The following is a 17,149-nucleotide window of genomic DNA, read 5'->3' as shown; positions in this document are numbered from 1 at the left end:
CGCGCGACTACGCGCTCAGGCGCGGGTAGTCGGTGTAGCCCTCGGCGCCCGAGGCGTAGACCGTCGGCTGGTCGACCTCGTTCAGGTCGTGCCCGCCCTGCCACCGCTCGACCAGATCCGGGTTCGCGATCGCGGGGCGGCCGACCGCCACCGCATCCGCGACGTCGTCGTTCACGATCGCGTGCGCCTCGTCGGCGGTGGTGACCTCGCCGAAGCCGCTGTTGACGATCACGGTGCCGCCGAAGCGCGAGCGCAGCTGCTGCACCAGCTGTCCCGCGGGCTCGGCGTGCAGGATGCTGAGGTACGCCAGCCCGAGCGGCGCGATCGCGTCGACGAGGGTGCCGTAGGTGGCGAGCACGTCGTCCGCGTCGGTCTCCAGCGCGTCCTGGATGTTGTGGCTCGGCGAGATGCGGATACCCACGCGCCCCGCGCCGACCTCGGCCGCCACGGCCTCCGTCACCTCGATCACGAAGGCGGCACGGGCCGCGGGCGAGCCGCCGTAGGCATCCGTGCGCACGTTCGAGGCGGGGGAGAGGAACTCGTGCAGCAGGTAGCCGTTGGCCGAGTGCAGCTCGACCCCGTCGAAGCCGGCGTCGACCGCGCGGCGTGCGGCGGCGACGAACTCGCCTTTCACGGTGGAGAGCTCCTCGGTGGTCAGCGCGTGCGGCAGCCCGTAGGCCGCCTTCGAGCCGTCGGCCAGCCGGGTCTCGCCGTCGATCGCGATCGCGCTCGGCGCGACGATGCGGTCGGTGCCCGTGATGCCGGTGGTGGTCACGCGGCCGCCGTTCATCAGCTGCATGACGATCCGGCCCGAGGCGGCGTGCACGGCATCGGCGACCAGGCGCCAGCCGGCGGCCTGCTCGTCGTTCGTGATGCCGGGCTGGCCCGGGTAGGCGCGCGACTCCGCGCTCGGGAACACGCCCTCGCTCACGATCAGGCCCATGCTCGCGCGCTGCGCGTAGTGCTCGGCGATCAGGGCGTTGGGCACCCCGCCCTCATCGGCGCGCAGTCGTGTCATCGGCGCCATCACGAGACGGTTCGTCAGTTCGAGATCGCCGGCGGCCAGAGGGGAGAACAGCTTCACGGGGGTTCCTGTCGTTCGGGTGGTGAGGCCGCGACGGTTCCGCGACCTCAGGGGCGAACTCCGGATGCGCGTGATTGATTCCGGGTCTCAGCCGATTCCCACAGGCGCCGCCCCATCAGACGCCGCCTCCGCTGTGGCCCCCGCACCCGCCGCCGCCACGGCCCCCGGCCCGCGCCGGAAGCGCACCTCGCCCGCATCCGTCTCGTCGCCTGCCGCGTCGACGAACCGCAGCGACAGGTCGCGGCCCTCCGCATCCTGCACCAGCCACGCCGCCCCGCCGTCGTAGGGCGCGAACTCGTCGCCCCACTGCACCATCGCGGCGAGCACGACCGACAGGCCCCGGCCGCTCTCGGTGAGGTGGTAGCTGAAGCGCTCGCGGGAGCCGGCCTCGCGGTAGCCGCGCTTCTCGAGCACGCCCGCATCCACCAGCTTCGCCAGCCGTGCCGAGAGGATGTCGCTCGGCACCCCGAGCGACGATCGGAACTCCGAGTACCGGGAGCTGCCCCGGAACGCGTCCCGGATGATCAGCAGCGACCACTTCTCGCCGATCACGTCGAGGGTGCGCACGACCTGGCAGTGCGGCTGTCGCGCCGTCGCGGATCCCGTGGTCATGACTCCGATCCTACCGTCTGGGTTGGAAAAGCCAAGCCAGACCTCTAGAGTCGTCCCATGACCTCCTCCTGGCGCTTCGCCCGCCGCGGCACGTTCTGGTCGGCCTCGGCCGTGCTCGCCCTGTGTCTGTGGGCGAGCGGCGCCCCCAGCGTGCTCTACCCGGTCTACGCGGCCGACTGGAACCTGCCCTCCGTGGTCACGACCTCGGTCTTCGCGACCTACCCGGTGGCCCTTCTGATCGTGCTGCTCGCCTTCGGCTGGCTCTCCGACAGCATCGGCCGCCGCCGGGCGATGCTGCTCGGGGTCGCGCTGATCGGCCTCGCCGCCCTGCTGTTCGCCGCCGCCCCGAACGTCGGCTGGCTCTACGCCGGCCGCGCGCTCCAGGGCATCGGCACGGGGTTCGCCCTCGGGGCCGCCAGCGCCGCTCTGGTCGAGAACAACACCTCCTCGAACCCGCGGGTGGCGAGCACGCTCACCACCGCCTCCACCGCGACCGGGCTCACGGCGGCGCTGCTGGTCTCCGGCGTGCTGGCGCAGTACGCGCCGCTGCCGCTGGTGCTCTCCTTCGGGGTGCTCTTCGTGCTCTCGGCGGTCGCCTTCGTTGCCGTCTTCCTCACCCCGGCCGATACCGTCGGGCTCGGCCGGCCCGACTGGCGGCCGCGCCCGCTCCACCTGCCCGGCGGCATCCGGATGGCCTTCGCCGCCGCCGCGGTGTCGGTCTCGACGGCCTACAGCGTGGGCGCGATCTTCCTCGGCCTGGGCTCCCAGATGGCCCGCACCCTCACCGGCACCAGCGACCTGTTCGTGATCGGCGCCCTGCTCGGGGTCTCGTCGATCGTGATCGGCGTGACCGCGGTGTTCCTCCGCGCGGTGCCGGCCCACCTGTCGATCATGATCGGCGGCATCGTCTCGCTCGGTGGGCTCGCCCTCATGGCCGCCGCCGCGTCGACCGGGTCGATCGGGCTGTTCCTGGCCTGGTGCGTCGTGGGAGGGGTGGGCTACTCCTTCGCCTTCAGCGGCGGCCTCGGCGTCATCAACGCGGCCGCCCCGCGCGAGCACCGCGGCGCATCCCTCTCGCTGGTCTATCTCGTCTCCTACCTGCTGCAGGCCGCCACGGCCGTGGGCGCCGGAGCCCTGGCGACCGCGCTCGGGCTCGGGCCCGCCGTCGACATCGCCGCGCCGGTGGTGGGGGTGCTGGCCGTGGGGGCGATCGTGCTGGCGGCGGTCGACCGCCGCATCCGTCGCCGCATCCACCGCCGCTCCGACGCGAGCGGAGGCCCGGCCTCCACCGACCCCGCTTTGTCGCCCTCGGCAGTTGTTTCGGGCAGCTGACTGTGGGATGTCCACAGCCGACGCCAGAGCGCGTCGGCCGAGAGTTGTAGGCCGGTCACGGCCCGTTTCCGCCCCGCCGGGACCGTTCTTATCGTGGAACGACCACGAGGACGATGAGGACGAGGACGAGGACGACCAGATGACCGACACCATCGACACCACGAACGCGCGCGACGACGAGGCCTCCGAGGCCCGGGCGATCGAGAAGGACCTCGACGCCTCGGCCCAGCTGCCCGCGCGGGAGCCGAGCGGTTCGAACGGTCCGAACCGGATGACCGGCAACGGCGTGGTCGTCGCCCGCACCGACGTCGAGTGGCTCGGCCGCTACCTGCTCGGCACCTGGGCCGAGGTGCGGCTCGCCGCTCGCGACCTCACCGCCACGCCCGCGATGCAGCGGATCGAGGGCCAGACGCTCGACGAGCACCGCGAGCGCGTCTTCGGTCAGCTCAAGCTGCTGGTCGAGAACGGACAGGTGCACCGCGCCTTCCCGAAGGAGCTCGGCGGCGACGACGACCACGGCGGCAACATCGCCGGCTTCGAGGAGCTCGTCACGGCCGACCCCAGCCTGCAGATCAAGTCGGGCGTGCAGTGGGGGCTGTTCGGCGCCGCCGTGCTGCACCTGGGCACCCGCTACCACCACGAGACCTTCCTGCCGGCGATCATGAGCCTCGAGGTGCCCGGCGCCTTCGCGATGACCGAGACCGGCCACGGGTCGGATGTCGCGGCGATAGGCACCACGGCGACCTACGACGCCGAGACCGGCGAGTTCGTCCTCCACACCCCCTTCCGCGGCGCCTGGAAGGACTACCTCGGCAACGCGGCGGTGCACGGAACCGCCGCCGTCGTCTTCGCGCAGCTGGTCACCCAGGGCGTGAACCACGGCGTGCACGCCTTCTACGTGCCGCTCCGCGACCCGGCCACGGGCCAGTTCCTCCCCGGGATCGGCGGCGAGGACGACGGGCTGAAGGGCGGCCTCAACGGCATCGACAACGGCCGGCTGCATTTCGACGCGGTGCGCGTCCCGCGACTGAACCTGCTGAACCGCTACGGCGACGTGGCGGAGGACGGCACCTACTCCAGCCCCATCCAGAGCCCCGGCCGCCGGTTCTTCACGATGCTCGGCACGCTGGTGCAGGGCCGCGTGTCGCTGGACGGCGCCTCGGTCGCCGCCGCGAAGATCGCGCTGACCATCGCGGTCACCTACGGCAACCAGCGCCGGCAGTTCACGGCCGGCAGCGACACCGACGAGGAGGTGCTGCTGGACTACCAGCTGCACCAGAAGCGGCTGATGCCCAAGCTCGCCACCACCTACGCGGCGAGCTTCGCGCACGAGCAGCTGCTGACCACGTTCGACGGGGTCTTCTCCGGCGCCCACGACACCGACGACGACCGGCAGGATCTCGAGACCCTCGCCGCCGCCCTCAAGCCGCTCAGCACCTGGCACGCCCTCGACACCCTGCAGGAGGCCCGCGAGGCCTGCGGCGGGGCGGGGTTCCTGGCCGAGAACCGGCTGGTGGGCCTGCGCGCCGACCTCGACGTCTACGCCACCTTCGAGGGCGACAACCACGTGCTGCTCCAGCTCGTGGCGAAGCGCCTGCTCTCGGACTACGGCCGCAAGCTCGCGAAGGCCGACTTCGGGGTGCTCGCGCGCTACGTCGCAGGTCAGGCCGCCGACCGCACGATGAACGGCTCGGGGCTCCGCTCCCTCGCGCAGACGGTGGCCGACTTCGGCTCGACCGCCCGCTCGGTCGGCCAGCTCCGCGACGCCTCGGCCCAGCGCCAGCTGCTCACCGACCGCGTCGAGACCATGGTGGCCGAGGTCGCTGCGAAGCTCCGGCCGGCGTCGAAGCTGTCGAAGAAGGATGCGGCCGACCTGTTCAACCTGCACCAGTCCGAGATCATCGAGGCGGCCCGCGCGCACGCCGAACTGCTGCAGTGGGAGGCCTTCACCGAGGCGGTCGACGGCGAGCAGGGGCTCACCAGCGGGATGGACGACGGCACCCGCGTGGTGCTGACCTGGCTGCGCGACCTGTTCGGCCTCGGTCTGGTCGAGAAGCACCTCGCCTGGTACCTGATGAACGGTCGCCTCTCGCCCAAGCGGGCGCAGGCCGTGGGCCTCTACACCGAGCGGCTCTCGGCGCGGATCCGCCCGCACGCCCAGGACCTGGTCGAGGCCTTCGGCTACGGGCCCGAGCACACCCGCGCGGCCATCGCCTCCGGCGCCGAGAAGGCCCGACAGACCGAGGCCCGCGACTACTACCGCGCGGCCCGTGCCGCCGGCACCCTGCCCGAGCCGGAGAAGAAGCAGCCGGCGAAGAAGCAGGATGCGAAGACCCAGCCGGCGAAGAAGCAGGACGGCTCGAAGAAGCAGCGCTAGCCCGCACGGCGGAGCGGTGGGTGGTACCCCGGTACCACCCACCGTCGCCGCATCGGCCCGGAGACGGCACCCCGGTCGGATGGCCCGGACCGGCCGCCTCCGTAGCGTGAGGAGTGCGCAGAACGCGCACCAGCCCACGCGAGGAGAACCGATGATCGAGGCCACGTCGTTGACCAAACGCTACGGAGCGAAGACGGCGGTCGAATCCGTCAGCTTCACCGTGAGGCCCGGTCATGTCACCGGGTTCCTCGGCCCGAACGGGGCCGGCAAGTCGACCACCATGAGGATGATCATGGGGCTGGACCGCCCGACCAGCGGCCAGGTGCGGGTGAACGGCCGGCCCTACGCCGAGCACCGTTCGCCGCTGCACGAGGCCGGTGCGCTGCTCGAGGCGAAGGCCGTGCACACCGGCCGGAGCGCTCGCAACCATCTGCGCGCGATCGCGGCGACCCACGGCATCCCGAACCATCGCGTCGACGAGGTCATCGACCTCACCGGTCTGCGCTCGGTCGCGGGCAAGCGGGTCGGCGGCTTCTCGCTCGGCATGGGCCAGCGTCTCGGCATCGCGACCGCCCTGCTCGGCGACCCGGCCACCCTCATCCTGGACGAGCCGGTCAACGGCCTCGACCCGGAGGGCGTGCTCTGGGTGCGCGGCTTCGTGCGCCAGTTCGCCGCGCAGGGCCGCACCGTGCTGCTCTCCAGCCACCTGATGAGCGAGATGGCCCTGACGGCCGACCACCTGATCGTGCTCGGCAAGGGCCGGGTGATCGCCGACGCGCCGATGTCGGACATCGTCAACTCGACCCAGACCTTCGTGCGCGTGCGGAGCCCGCGGATCGAGGAGGTCGCCCGCCGGCTCTCGCAGCCCGACGTCGACGTCACCGAGCTCGGCGACGGCGTGATCGAGGTGCGCGGGCTCACCTCCGAGGTGATCGGCGACACCGCGCTCTCGCTCGGGATCGCGCTGCACGAGCTCAGCACTGTGAGCGGATCCCTGGAGGACGCCTACATGAACCTCACCCGCGACGAGGTCGAGTACCGCACCGAGCTGCCGCCCGGCGCCGGCCCCGCATCCGCCGGCCCTGCATCGACCGCGCCGGCATCCGCCGCGACGTCCCCGACCACCCAGAACACCCAGGAGGTGGCCCGATGAGCGCCGCGACCGAGACCCCGACCCACGCCCGCGCCTCGCACCAGCCCCTGCCGCCCTCGCGGCTGCGGTTCTCCGGCGTGCTCAAGTCCGAGTGGATCAAGCTGACCACCCTGCGCTCGACGGTCTGGGCCTACCTGATCATCGTGCTGCTGCAGATCGGCATGGGCGCGCTGTTCGCCCTCACCGTCGGCCTCGGCGGCCCGGGCGGCCCCGGCGGCTCGGGCGGTCCGGGCGGCGGCGTGGACGTCACCGTCACCGGAGCCGCCGCCGCCCAGACCGCGGTGCTCACCGCCTCGCTCGGGGTCATGCTCGGGCAGCTCGTCGTCTCGGTGCTGGGCGTGCTGGTGATCAGCGGGGAGTACGGCACCGGGCAGATCCGGTCGACCTTCACCGCGGTGCCCAAGCGGCTCCCCGTGCTCTGGGCCAAGGCCCTGGTCTTCGCCGTGTCGACCTTCGTCGTCGGCCTGGTGGCGGTCTTCGCGACCTACGCCGTCACCTGGGGCATGCTCCAGAGCCGGGGCGTCACCAGCGACCTCGGCGACCCGGATGTCTGGGGTCGCCTGGTCGGAGCGGCCGGCTACCTCGTGCTGGTCGGCCTGATCGCCTACTTCCTGGGCGCGATCCTGCGCCACACGGCCGGCGGCATCGCGGCGGCGGCCGGGCTGGTGCTCGTGGTGCCGATCGTGCTCGGCTTCATCAACGCCGACTGGGCCACCGTGCTCGGCCAGTGGCTGCCGAGCAGCGCCGGGCAGACGCTGTTCCTGGGCGGCGGCGTCTTCGAGCCGTGGCAGGCGGTGCTGGTTATGCTCGGGTGGATCGCGGTGTTCGCAACGAGCGCCGCCGTGCTGCTCAAACGGAGGGACGCCTGACGGTCTCGACAGCCGGCCCGCTCGGGCCACCCGGAACGGCCTCGGCGCCGGCGGCACCGCCGTCCGGCGTCGAGGATCTCCGGCTGCCCAAGCCGCCGGGATTCATCCGGGCCTACTTCAACCGGCACCCGTGGCTGCTGGACGGCTTCATCGCCGCCGGCTACGCCGTGCCGATGGGCACGGTCTCGCTGATCGCCCTGGCCGGGTCGTTCCTCGGCTTCGGACCCTACGACGGCGACCCCCTCCGTGGCTCGCCCGTCTACGCCCTGCTGCTGTTCTACGTCACCGGCGCGGTGACGGTCGGTCTGCTCTTCCGTCGTCGCGTCCCGGTGCTGACGGCGGCGATCTGCGCGGCCTCGCTGTTCGCGATGCCGAGTGCGCCCCAGCAGCTCGACGCCGTGCCGATGATGTTCGCGCTCTACGCGCTCGCGGTCTACCGATCGGCGCGCTCGGCCTGGTTCTGGACGGCGATCGCCGTGGCGGCCGCGGTCGTCTCGATGACCATCCTCGATCCCACCGACCTGGCGGGGATCGTCGGCACCGCGGTCCTCTTCGCGCTGTTCATGGTGATCGCCACCCTGGTCGGCATCACCTTCGGCAACCGGCGGCGGTACATCCAGGCGCTGCTGGACCGCGCGGAGCAGCTCGCGCGCGAGCGCGACCAGCAGGCCCGGCTCGCCGCCGCGGGGGAGCGTGCCCGGATCGCGCGCGAGATGCACGACATCGTCGCGCACAGCCTCACCGTGATCGTCGCGCTGAGCGACGGTGCCGAGGCGAGCCTGGACCGGTCGCCGGAGGCGGCCCGGGAGGCCGTAGCCCAGACCGGCGCCACGGCCCGCCGGGCGCTCGCCGACATGCGCCGTGCACTGGGCGTGCTGGCCGAGGCCGCCGAACCCGCCGCCGGAGTCAGCACCGGAGGGGCCGCCGCCGGAGGCTCGGCCGCCCTGGCCCCGCTCGCCCCCCAGCCGGGGCTCGACGACCTCGGCGACCTGATCGCCGCGACCCGGGCCGCCGGGCTCCCGGTGCGCTACACCACGAGCGGCACCCCGCCGGTCGACCCGGTGCTCCAGCTGACGGTCTACCGCGTCGTCCAGGAGGCCCTGACCAACGCCCTCCGCTACGCGGTGCAGGCGACCGTGGTCGACGTGGTCGTGCGCTTCGACCCCGAGGGCGACCCCGGCGGCATCACGATCGACGTCGTCGACGACGGCCTCGACCCCGCCCGCGGCGCCGACAGCGTCGGCTCCGGACGGGGCCTGATCGGGATGCGCGAGCGCGTCGGCGTGCACGGCGGCTGGGTCTCGGCGGGTCCGGCCGGCGCGAGAGGATGGCGGGTGCACGCCAGGATGGAAGGACCACGATGAGCGACGAGACCACGATCCGGCTGCTGCTGGTCGACGATCAGCAGCTGATCCGGCTCGGCATGCGGATGGTGCTCGACGCGCAGCCCGACTTCGAGGTGGTCGGTGAGGCCGGCGACGGCCGTGCCGCCGTCGAGGAGGTCGCCCGGCTGAACCCCGACGTGGTGCTGATGGATGTGCGGATGCCCGGGATGGACGGGATCGAGGCGACCCGGGCGATCGTGTCGGCCAACCCGCGCAGCCGCATCCTCATCCTCACCACCTTCGACCTGGACGAGTACGCCTTCGCCGGGCTCGAGGCGGGAGCGAGCGGCTTCCTGCTGAAGGACGCCCGGCCCGCCGAGCTGGCCGCCGCCATCCGCGCGGTGGCCTCCGGCGATGCCGCGGTGTCGCCGCGGGTGACCCGCAAGCTGCTGGAGCTGTTCGGGCCGCAGCTGGGCGCATCCGCGGGCAAGGCCCCGGCCTCCGCCTCCGCCTCCGCGCCGGCGACGACCGCGCCGCAGACACCCTCCGTGCTCGGCACCCTGACCGAGCGCGAACGCGAGGTGCTCGTGGCGATGGCGGAGGGGCTGACGAACTCGGAGATCGCCGCCCGGTTCCACCTCTCCGAGTCGACCGTCAAGACGCACGTCGGCCGGGTGCTGATGAAGCTCGAGCTGCGCGACCGGGTGCAGGCGGTCATCTTCGCGTACTCGGCCGGGCTGGTCTGAGCGGCCGGCGACCGGCGCCCGTACGGCGACCGGCCAGGACCACCGGGTACGATCCCCCCATGAGCACGCAGCGACCCGCCCGCCCACCGCGGGCCGTGGTCGCGATCGGGGCGGCTCTCGTCTCGGCCGCGCTCGTGCTCGGTCTCGCGGCCTGCGGCCCCGCCGCGGCGCCCGTCGACGCCGGCGGCACCTCGTCGCCGGCGACGGATGCGGCCACCGAGTCGCCGACCCCCACTCCCACCCCGACGCCCACCTGGGCCGCGGGGGTGGTGAACCCCCTGCCCGCGAACCCCGTCTTCGACTACCAGCTCGGCGGCGCCTACGATCCGCCGCCCGGGGTCACGGTCGTCACCCGCGACAGCTCGGCCGACCCGGTCGAGGGCGTCTACTCGATCTGCTACGTCAACGGCTTCCAGAGCCAGCCCGACGGCTACTGGCCCGAGTCGCTCAAGGTGCACGACGCCAAGGGCGAGACCGTGAACGACCCGGCCTGGCCGGACGAGAGCGTGCTCGACATCTCGACGCCCGACAACCGGCAGGCCATCGCCGACCGCACCGCCGTGACGGTCGCGGGCTGCGCGGGCAAGGGCTTCCAGGCCGTCGAGTTCGACAACCTTGACGCCTACACGCGCTCCGAGGGCGGCACGACGCTCTGGGACACGATCGCCTACGCGAAACTGATCACCGAGTTCGCCCACAGCTCGGGGCTCGCGGTCGCCCAGAAGAACACCCCCGAGCTGCAGGCCAGGGGCAAGACCGAGATCGGTTTCGACTTCGCGGTCGCCGAGGAGTGCCAGCGCTACGGCGAGTGCAGTGCGTACACCGAGGTGTACGGGGCAGACGTGCTCGACATCGAGTACGCCGGCGCCCTGGGCGCGGCCTGGTCCGACGTCTGCGCCGATCCCTCGCTGCCGGTCGGCACGGTGCAGCGCGACCGCAAGCTGGTGCCCGCCGGCGAGGCCGGTCACGTCTACGCCCGCTGCTGACGGTCGTTCTTCACCCGCCGTTCACCTCCGGTTCGCGCGCCCCGGCGATCCCCGGCCTCTCGCGCGCCGGAAGATGGATCGCACTACCCCGCCGTCGCGCATCCGCTGATCCGCTCCGCCGGGGCCGAGCGGATGGGGCCATCGGTGACGAGCGACGTGGATCGGCGGATCGCCGCCCGTGAGCTGCCGGCGGTGCTCGAGGACACCATGGTGCTCTTCGACTGGAACGGCGCGGTCGTCGTCGACGCCGACCGTGCACGGGCCGCGGTCAACACCGTGCTCGCACGCCGGGAGCTCCGGCCGCTCGGCGAGACCGAGTTCACGGCGAGGTTCCGGCTCCCGCTCTCCGAGCTCTTCGAGCAGCTCGGGCTCGCCGAGGGCGACCGGGAGGACGCCGAGCGCGAGTGGAGCGAGGCGCTCGCCGACACCCGGGCGCATCTGCGCGACGGCGCCGCCGACGCACTGACCGCGCTCGCCGCCGCGGGGGCCTGGCTCGGGATCGTGTCCGCCGCCTCGGCCGCGGCCGTGCGCTTCGACCAGCGCGCCCTGGCCGTGCCCGCCGTCTGGGCCTCCGTCGACGCCGGGGTGCCCGACAAGTTCGAACTCCTGCTGCGGCACCGGCCCCTCCGGCCGAACGCCTACTTCGTCGGCGACTCCACCGCCGACCTGCGCTGCGCCTCCGCGGCGGGGTACACCGCGATCGGGGTGACGGATGCGGTCGCCGCCGACCCCCGCACGCTGCGGGCCGCGGGTGCGGTGCACGTCATCGCGTCGCTGGACGAGCTGCTCCCGCTCGTCGTCTGAGCCAGCGCATGTAGCGCAACTACCGGGAACGGGCAATCCGACCGGGCAATTTGCGATTTCCGGACGCGCATACATACAATCGCGTAGTATCACTACACGCCTCGCGGCAAGATGTGCGCGCAAAGGAGCCCACCGGACATGACCGATCCGTCATCGACGAAGACCGTCGCCTTCGAGGCGGTCGACGTCTCGAAGAGCTACCCCGGCGTGACCGCTCTGGACGGCGTCTCACTCACCGGATACGCCGGGGAGGTGCTCGCGATCTGCGGCGCGAACGGTGCGGGCAAGTCCACACTCGCCCGGCTGCTGGCCGGCCAGGAGCAGCCCACGAGCGGTTCGATCCGCATCGCGGGCTGGGACAAGCCCATCACGGGGCCCGCGGATGCGCAGGACGCCGGCATCCTGCTCATGCACCAGGAACCGATGATCATCGACGACTTCACCGTCGCCGAGAACGTCTTCATCAAGGGCATCAGCTCGGCCGGCTCGGTGCGCGGCTGGAAGACGGTGCCGCGCAACCGTGCCGAGGCCACCCGGGAGGTGCTCGCCGCCGTCGGGCTGCACGGTGTCTCGCCCGACCGTCTCGGCCGCGAGCTCGGGCCCGGCCTCCGCCAGATGCTCGCGCTCAGCCGAACCCAGGTCAACGAGCACACCGTCCTCCTGCTGGACGAGACCACCGCCTCGACCACCGAGGAGCACTTCAAGGACGTGCTCGCCCTGGTCGATCGCGAGCGCGCCGCCGGTGTCTCGGTGATCTTCGTCTCGCACCGCATGCCCGAGGTCTTCTCGATGGCCGACCGGATCGCCGTGCTCCGGAACGGCCGGCTGGTCGACGTCGTGACGACGAGCGAGACCAGCCCTGCCGAGGTCATGACGCTCATGATCGGCGAGGCCGTCAGCGCGATCGAGGCCCCGGCCCCGGTGGCGACCACGACGCGCCCGGTCCTGGAGGTCTCCGGACTCAGCTCGGGATCGGCGACCGACGTCTCGTTCGACGTGCGCCCCGGTGAGGTGCTCGGCATCTACGGGCTGGTGGGCAGCGGACGGAGCTCGATCATCCGCTCCATCTCGGGCAATCAGACCCGCGACGCGGGCGTGGTCACCCTGAACGGTCGCGAGGTCCACCCGAAGAGCCCGGGGGAGGCCGCCGCCAAGGGCATCGCGTACCTTACCGAGGACCGCCGCAGGGAGGGCTTCGTCAAGGACTTCACCAACGGCGAGAACATGACCCTCGCCACGATCAAGAACTACTCCCGGCTCGGGGTGGTGAACCGGCGCAAGGAGAACACGCGCATCGGCGAGCTGATCTCCGAGTATCAGGTCAAGGGCGGCCCGTCGACCCTGACCAGGACGCTCTCCGGCGGCAATCAGCAGAAGGTCGTCATCGCCAAGTGGCTCGAGGCGCGGCCCGAGGTGGTGCTGCTGGACGAGCCGACCAAGGGCATCGACGTCGGTGCCCGGATGAACATCTACCAGATCGTGCACGGACTGGCCGACGAGGGCAAAGCCGTCGTGGTCGTCACGAGCGGGGCCGAGGAGGCGCTCATGCTCTGCAACCGCATCCTCGTTCTCAAGGAAGGCCGCTTCGTCGGCGAATTCACACCCGCAACCAGCACGACCGACGACCTGATCCGGGCGTCCCTCGCAGGAGTAACCGCATGACTCAGACATCCACCACCACCGCACCGACCGGCCGCGCCGGTCTCGACTGGGGGCGCGTCGGCGCCTGGGCGAAGGAGCAGTACCCGCTCTACATCCTGATCCTGCTGCTCGTCATCGCGGGCATCTCGACGAGCGCCTTCTTCACTCCGCAGAACCTGACCAACCTGGTGCTCCAGGCCTCGGTGATCGGCATCGTGACGCTCGCCCAGTTCCTGGTCGTGCTCACCGGCGGGATCGACATCAGCGTCGGATCGGTCGTCGGGCTGGCGGGCGTGCTGGCGGCAGGCCTCTTCTCCGGTGCGAGCATCCCGCTGGCCATCCTCGTCGCCGTGCTGACCGGCGCCGCCATCGGTGCGGTGAACGGCTGGCTCGTGGCCTTCCGTGGTCTCGAGGCATTCATCGTCACGCTCGGCATGCTGGCCCTCGCCCGCGGTCTCGTCTACGCCTACACCGAGGGCGTGCCGGTGACCCCGCAGGCCGACGACTTCCGCGCGATCGCCTCCTCCACCCTGTTCGGGTTCCCGGTCATCGGCATCCTCTGGCTCGTACTCGCGATCGCCGTCGCCTTCCTGGTGCGTCGAACGGTGTTCGGCCGCCGGGTCTACGCGGTCGGCAGCAACAAGGAGGCCGCCCGGGCGGCCGGCATCCCCGTGCGCTCGACCCTCTTCCTGGTCTACGTGATCGCGGGCGTGCTCTCCGGCTTCGCCGGCTTCCTGCTCGCCTCGCGGGTCGGGGTGGGCACGCCGACGGCCGGCACGGGCTACGAGCTCAACGCCATCGCGGCGGTCGTCATCGGCGGTACCAGCCTGGTCGGAGGCAAGGGCCGCGTGTTCGGGGCCCTGGTCGGCACGCTCATCTTCGCTGTGATCAGCAACCTGCTCGTGCTGCTGAACGTCTCCACCTACCTGCAGGACGCCTTCCGCGGTGCGCTCATCCTCGTCGCCGTCCTGCTGACCACCATCCAGTTCGCCAAGAGGAAGAAGGCGCGCCAACTCTCCTGACGCTTCACCACCCGTTCCATCACAGCCACACACCATCCGCAATCACTCTCGAATGAGGTCAATGATGACAATGAAGAAACGAGTTCTCGGGGCAGTCGCAGCGGCGGCGGTCCTCTTCTCCCTCGCCGGCTGCGGCACCGTCGGCGGCAGCACCTCGGGCTCCTCGAGCACCGAGGCCGCGGAGACCAAGGACGTCAAAGATCTGACGATCGGCTTCCTGCAGCGCCAGCTCGACGCGCCCTACTACTCGGCGATGCAGTCGATGGCCGAGGACCTCGCGAAGAAGGAGGGCTTCAAGCTCCTCTTCCAGAACGCCAGCGGCGACCCGGTTACCCAGCTCGACCAGGCCCAGACCATGCTCTCCCAGGGCGCCGACGTGATCGTCGTCAACGCCATCAGCCCCGACACCGAGAAGGAGCAGCTGGCTCAGATCGCCGACCAGGTGCCGCTCCTGTTCATCGACACGGGCATCCCGGACGTCGGCGTCACGTCGGTCTCGTCGGACAACTCGGCCGTGGGATCGCTGTCGGGCGAACTGGCCGCGAAGCGCTTCACCTCGGGCCAGAGCATCAAGGTCGGCGTGCTGAACGGCGGACCGAACGACGTCATCGTCGGCCCGGCACGTCAGCAGGGCTTCCTCGACGGGCTCACGAAGGCGGGCGTGAAGTTCGACGTCGTCGCCGAGACCGAGGCCGACTACGCGCAGGACAAGGCGGTGCCGGCCACCGAGTCGATGCTGGCCGCGAACCCGGACCTCGACCTGATCCTGGGCCTGAACGACTCGATGGCCCTCGGTGCTCTGACCGTATTGAACGACCAGGGCAACACGAAGACCCTCGTCGCCGCCTCGGCCGACGGCCAGAAGCAGGCACTCGAGCAGCTCATGAAGGGCTGCGACGCGCAGTACGTCTCGACGGGCCTCAACTCCCCGTCGCTGGCCACCGAGCGGGCCTTCGAGATCGCCGTGCAGCTGGGCACCGGTGAGAAGGCCGCGAGCGACTTCGAGCCGAACGAGTACACGGATGCGGCGGGCATCGACTGCAACAACGTCGCCGACTACTACGACGCGAACAGCATCTTCTGATCCGTCGGACACCGAGACCGGCCGGTAGCCCCTCCCGGGACTGCCGGCCGGTCCTGTTCCCTCTCTCTTCCTCCCGTTCTTCCGCACGACGAAAGGAACACCGATGAGCCAGAGCACCCGCCGCCGAGTGATCGTCTCCGCCCCGGGACGGGTCGAGGTCGTCACCGAGGCCGTGCCCGAGGTGCGCCCCGACGAGGCCCTGGTCTCGCTGCAGGTGGCCGGGGTCTGCGGCTCCGACCTCCACGGGATGCACGGCACGCACCCGACGATGAAGCCGCCCTATTACCCGGGCCACGAGGTCGTCGGCGTCGTCGAGGCGCTGGGCGCCGACGTGACCGGGCTCGCGATCGGTCAGCTCGTGACGCCGGAGCCGCCACTGCCCTGCGGTCACTGCAAGATGTGCACCACCGGGCGCTCCAACATCTGCGAGAACCTCGAATTCTTCGGCTGCGGCTTCCGCGAAGGCGGCATGGCCGACCTCTTCACCGTGCGCGCCGACCGGTTGCATGTGGTGCCCGATGGCTTCGACCTCAGGATGGCGTCGCTGATCGAGCCGTTCTCCACCCCGCTGCACGCCGTGCGCCTCGCCGGCGACATCGCGGGGAAGGCCGTGGCGATCATCGGCTGCGGCACGATCGGTCTGCTCATGCTCGCCGCGGCCCGCGCCAAGGGCGCCCGCCGGATCGTGATGACCGACGTGCTCGAGGCCAAGCGCCAGGGCGCGCTCGAGCTCGGCGCCGACGCGGTCGTCGACGCGGCGGCCCCGGATGTCGCGGCCCTCGTGCGGGCGGAGCTCGGCGAGTCGGCCGACGTCGTCTTCGACTGCGTCTCCATCCAGCCCACCGTCACCTCGGCGATCGACATGGTGCAGCGCGGCGGGACCGTGGTGATCGTCGGCGTCCCGTCGAAGCCGGTGGAGGTGCCCGCCTTCATCCTGCAGGACCGCCAGGTGCGGTTGCAGGGCGCGGCCACCTACCTCAGCGAGGACTACGCCGATGCGATCGCGATCATCTCGGCCGGCGGAGTGGACGCGAGCCGCATGATCACCGCGAGCTTTCCGCTGGAGGAGACCCCCGCGGCCTTCGCTGCGGCGGCCGGCGGCGATCAGATCAAGGTCCTGCTGACCGGTCCGGGAGTCGAACTCGACTGACCCGGTCGGCCGGTGACGAACCGGGAGCGGGCGGCCTGTGGTGGTGCCGCCCGCTCTCCTGTCTCCGGGTCGCGACCGGCCGGCTCGGCGCTCAGCCGTTGCGGCGGAAGCGGGCCAGGCCCTCCTTCATCGCCGTGAGGTTCTCCATGTGGTCCTCGCCGCGGCGCAGCGCGACCGAGGTGGCCAGGATGTCGATGACCACGAGTCCCGCCAACCGGCTGACCGTGGGGGTGTACATGTCCGTGTCCTCGATCGTCTTCACGATCAGCGGGATGTCGCAGTGCTCCAGGAGCGGGCTGTCCTCGCCCGAGATCCCGATCACGGTGGCTCCCCTCTCCTGAGCCGTCTGCGCGACCTGCACGACCTGCCGCGTGCGCCCCGTGTTCGAGATCGCGACGATCACGTCGGTGGGCCGCGCGGTGGAGGCGGCCATGAACTGCTGGTGCGGGTCCGACGGTGCGGTCGACGGCACCCCGAACAAGGCTGCCTTCTGCTCGGCGTCGAGCCCGATGATGGCCGAGGCGCCCAGACCCGCGAAGGTCAACGACGTCGACTTGAGGATGGCCTCGACCGCTCGCTCGATCTGGGCCGGGTCCAGGAACCGCCGGGCACGGTCGAGGCTCGAGATGGTGTGGTCGAAGATCTTGGTGGTCAGCACCTCGATCGAGTCCTCGCGGCCGATCGTGGAGAGCGTCGCCGGGATTCCGAGGGCGAGGGTCTGCGCGAGCGAGATCTTGAACTGCTGGAACCCGCCGAAGCCGAGCGACGTGCAGAACCGCATGACCGTCGGCTCGCTGACCCCGGCCGCGTCGGCGACGCCGGCCATGGTCGCGTTCATCACGAACGAGGGGTTGTCCGCCACCAGCTGGGCGACCTTGCGCTCGGAGTTGCGCAGGGTGCCGATCACGTTGCTCAGGTGCTCGAGCAGCGGGGCGTTCGTGGGCGAATAGCTCTCGGGCTTCAT

The 17,149-nt window shown here is 71.4% G+C and carries 15 protein-coding genes; 12 read left to right on the top strand and 3 right to left on the bottom strand.

All coding sequences use genetic code 11. The annotated features are described in order from the left end of the window. Window positions 1-7 precede the first annotated feature (7 nt). Both AC59HU_RS14930 and AC59HU_RS14925 read right to left on the bottom strand, forming a co-directional pair. Window positions 8-1,084 carry an alkene reductase gene (locus tag AC59HU_RS14930; RefSeq protein WP_497224208.1) on the bottom strand — a complete coding sequence of 359 codons (1,077 nt, stop codon included), beginning with the start codon at window positions 1,082-1,084 and terminating at the stop codon, window positions 8-10. A gap of 87 nt (window positions 1,085-1,171) precedes the next feature. After that, window positions 1,172-1,696: a winged helix-turn-helix transcriptional regulator gene (locus AC59HU_RS14925; protein ID WP_497224207.1), complete on the bottom strand. Its 525-nt coding sequence runs from the start codon at window positions 1,694-1,696 to the stop codon at window positions 1,172-1,174. A 57-nt stretch (window positions 1,697-1,753) separates the two neighbouring features. Between AC59HU_RS14925 and AC59HU_RS14920 the strand changes: the two genes are divergently transcribed. From AC59HU_RS14920 to AC59HU_RS14865, 12 genes are all read left to right on the top strand, one after another. Beyond that, the gene (locus AC59HU_RS14920; RefSeq protein ID WP_497224206.1) at window positions 1,754-3,028 is read left to right on the top strand and encodes an MFS transporter; all 1,275 of its coding nucleotides are present in this window, start codon (window positions 1,754-1,756) and stop codon (window positions 3,026-3,028) included. A 271-nt stretch (window positions 3,029-3,299) separates the two neighbouring features. Beyond that, window positions 3,300-5,405 carry an acyl-CoA dehydrogenase family protein gene (locus AC59HU_RS14915; RefSeq protein ID WP_497224301.1) on the top strand — a complete coding sequence of 702 codons (2,106 nt, stop codon included), beginning with the start codon at window positions 3,300-3,302 and terminating at the stop codon, window positions 5,403-5,405. Window positions 5,406-5,556: 151 nt separating this feature from the next. Further along, entirely contained in the window at window positions 5,557-6,558 is a 1,002-nt protein-coding gene (locus tag AC59HU_RS14910) for an ABC transporter ATP-binding protein (protein ID WP_497224205.1), read from the top strand. Continuing rightward, complete coding sequence (locus AC59HU_RS14905) at window positions 6,555-7,427, top strand: ABC transporter permease (RefSeq protein ID WP_497224204.1); 873 nt, start codon at window positions 6,555-6,557, stop codon at window positions 7,425-7,427. The genes AC59HU_RS14910 and AC59HU_RS14905 overlap by 4 nt, the downstream gene beginning before the upstream one ends. Then, a complete protein-coding gene (locus tag AC59HU_RS14900) occupies window positions 7,370-8,791 on the top strand; it encodes a sensor histidine kinase (protein WP_497224203.1) in 1,422 nt (473 codons plus the stop codon). The genes AC59HU_RS14905 and AC59HU_RS14900 overlap by 58 nt, the downstream gene beginning before the upstream one ends. After that, a complete protein-coding gene (locus AC59HU_RS14895; RefSeq protein ID WP_497224202.1) occupies window positions 8,788-9,498 on the top strand; it encodes a response regulator transcription factor in 711 nt (236 codons plus the stop codon). Before AC59HU_RS14900 ends, AC59HU_RS14895 begins: the two co-directional genes overlap by 4 nt. 59 nt (window positions 9,499-9,557) lie before the next feature. Then, a complete protein-coding gene (locus AC59HU_RS14890; protein WP_497224201.1) occupies window positions 9,558-10,484 on the top strand; it encodes an endo alpha-1,4 polygalactosaminidase in 927 nt (308 codons plus the stop codon). Between the two features lie 144 nt (window positions 10,485-10,628). Continuing rightward, window positions 10,629-11,288, top strand: a complete 660-nt coding sequence (locus tag AC59HU_RS14885; RefSeq protein WP_497224200.1) for an HAD family hydrolase — start codon at window positions 10,629-10,631, stop codon at window positions 11,286-11,288. 138 nt (window positions 11,289-11,426) lie between these two features. Beyond that, on the top strand, window positions 11,427-12,950 hold the full coding sequence (locus AC59HU_RS14880) for a sugar ABC transporter ATP-binding protein (RefSeq protein WP_497224199.1): 1,524 nt from the start codon (window positions 11,427-11,429) through the stop codon (window positions 12,948-12,950). Next, complete coding sequence (locus AC59HU_RS14875) at window positions 12,947-13,951, top strand: ABC transporter permease (RefSeq protein WP_497224198.1); 1,005 nt, start codon at window positions 12,947-12,949, stop codon at window positions 13,949-13,951. Before AC59HU_RS14880 ends, AC59HU_RS14875 begins: the two co-directional genes overlap by 4 nt. 70 nt (window positions 13,952-14,021) lie before the next feature. Continuing rightward, window positions 14,022-15,035: a sugar ABC transporter substrate-binding protein gene (locus AC59HU_RS14870; protein ID WP_497224197.1), complete on the top strand. Its 1,014-nt coding sequence runs from the start codon at window positions 14,022-14,024 to the stop codon at window positions 15,033-15,035. A 103-nt stretch (window positions 15,036-15,138) separates the two neighbouring features. Continuing rightward, entirely contained in the window at window positions 15,139-16,185 is a 1,047-nt protein-coding gene (locus AC59HU_RS14865) for a zinc-dependent alcohol dehydrogenase (protein WP_497224196.1), read from the top strand. A gap of 91 nt (window positions 16,186-16,276) precedes the next feature. Here AC59HU_RS14865 and AC59HU_RS14860 read toward each other — a convergent pair whose 3' ends face one another. Next, entirely contained in the window at window positions 16,277-17,149 is an 873-nt protein-coding gene (locus AC59HU_RS14860) for an SIS domain-containing protein (RefSeq protein WP_497224195.1), read from the bottom strand.

This window comes from Herbiconiux sp. 320_LB, assembly GCF_059691755.1.
The sequence above is the reverse complement of the archived record's forward strand: the minus strand, read 5'-3'. Positions and strand labels throughout refer to the sequence as shown.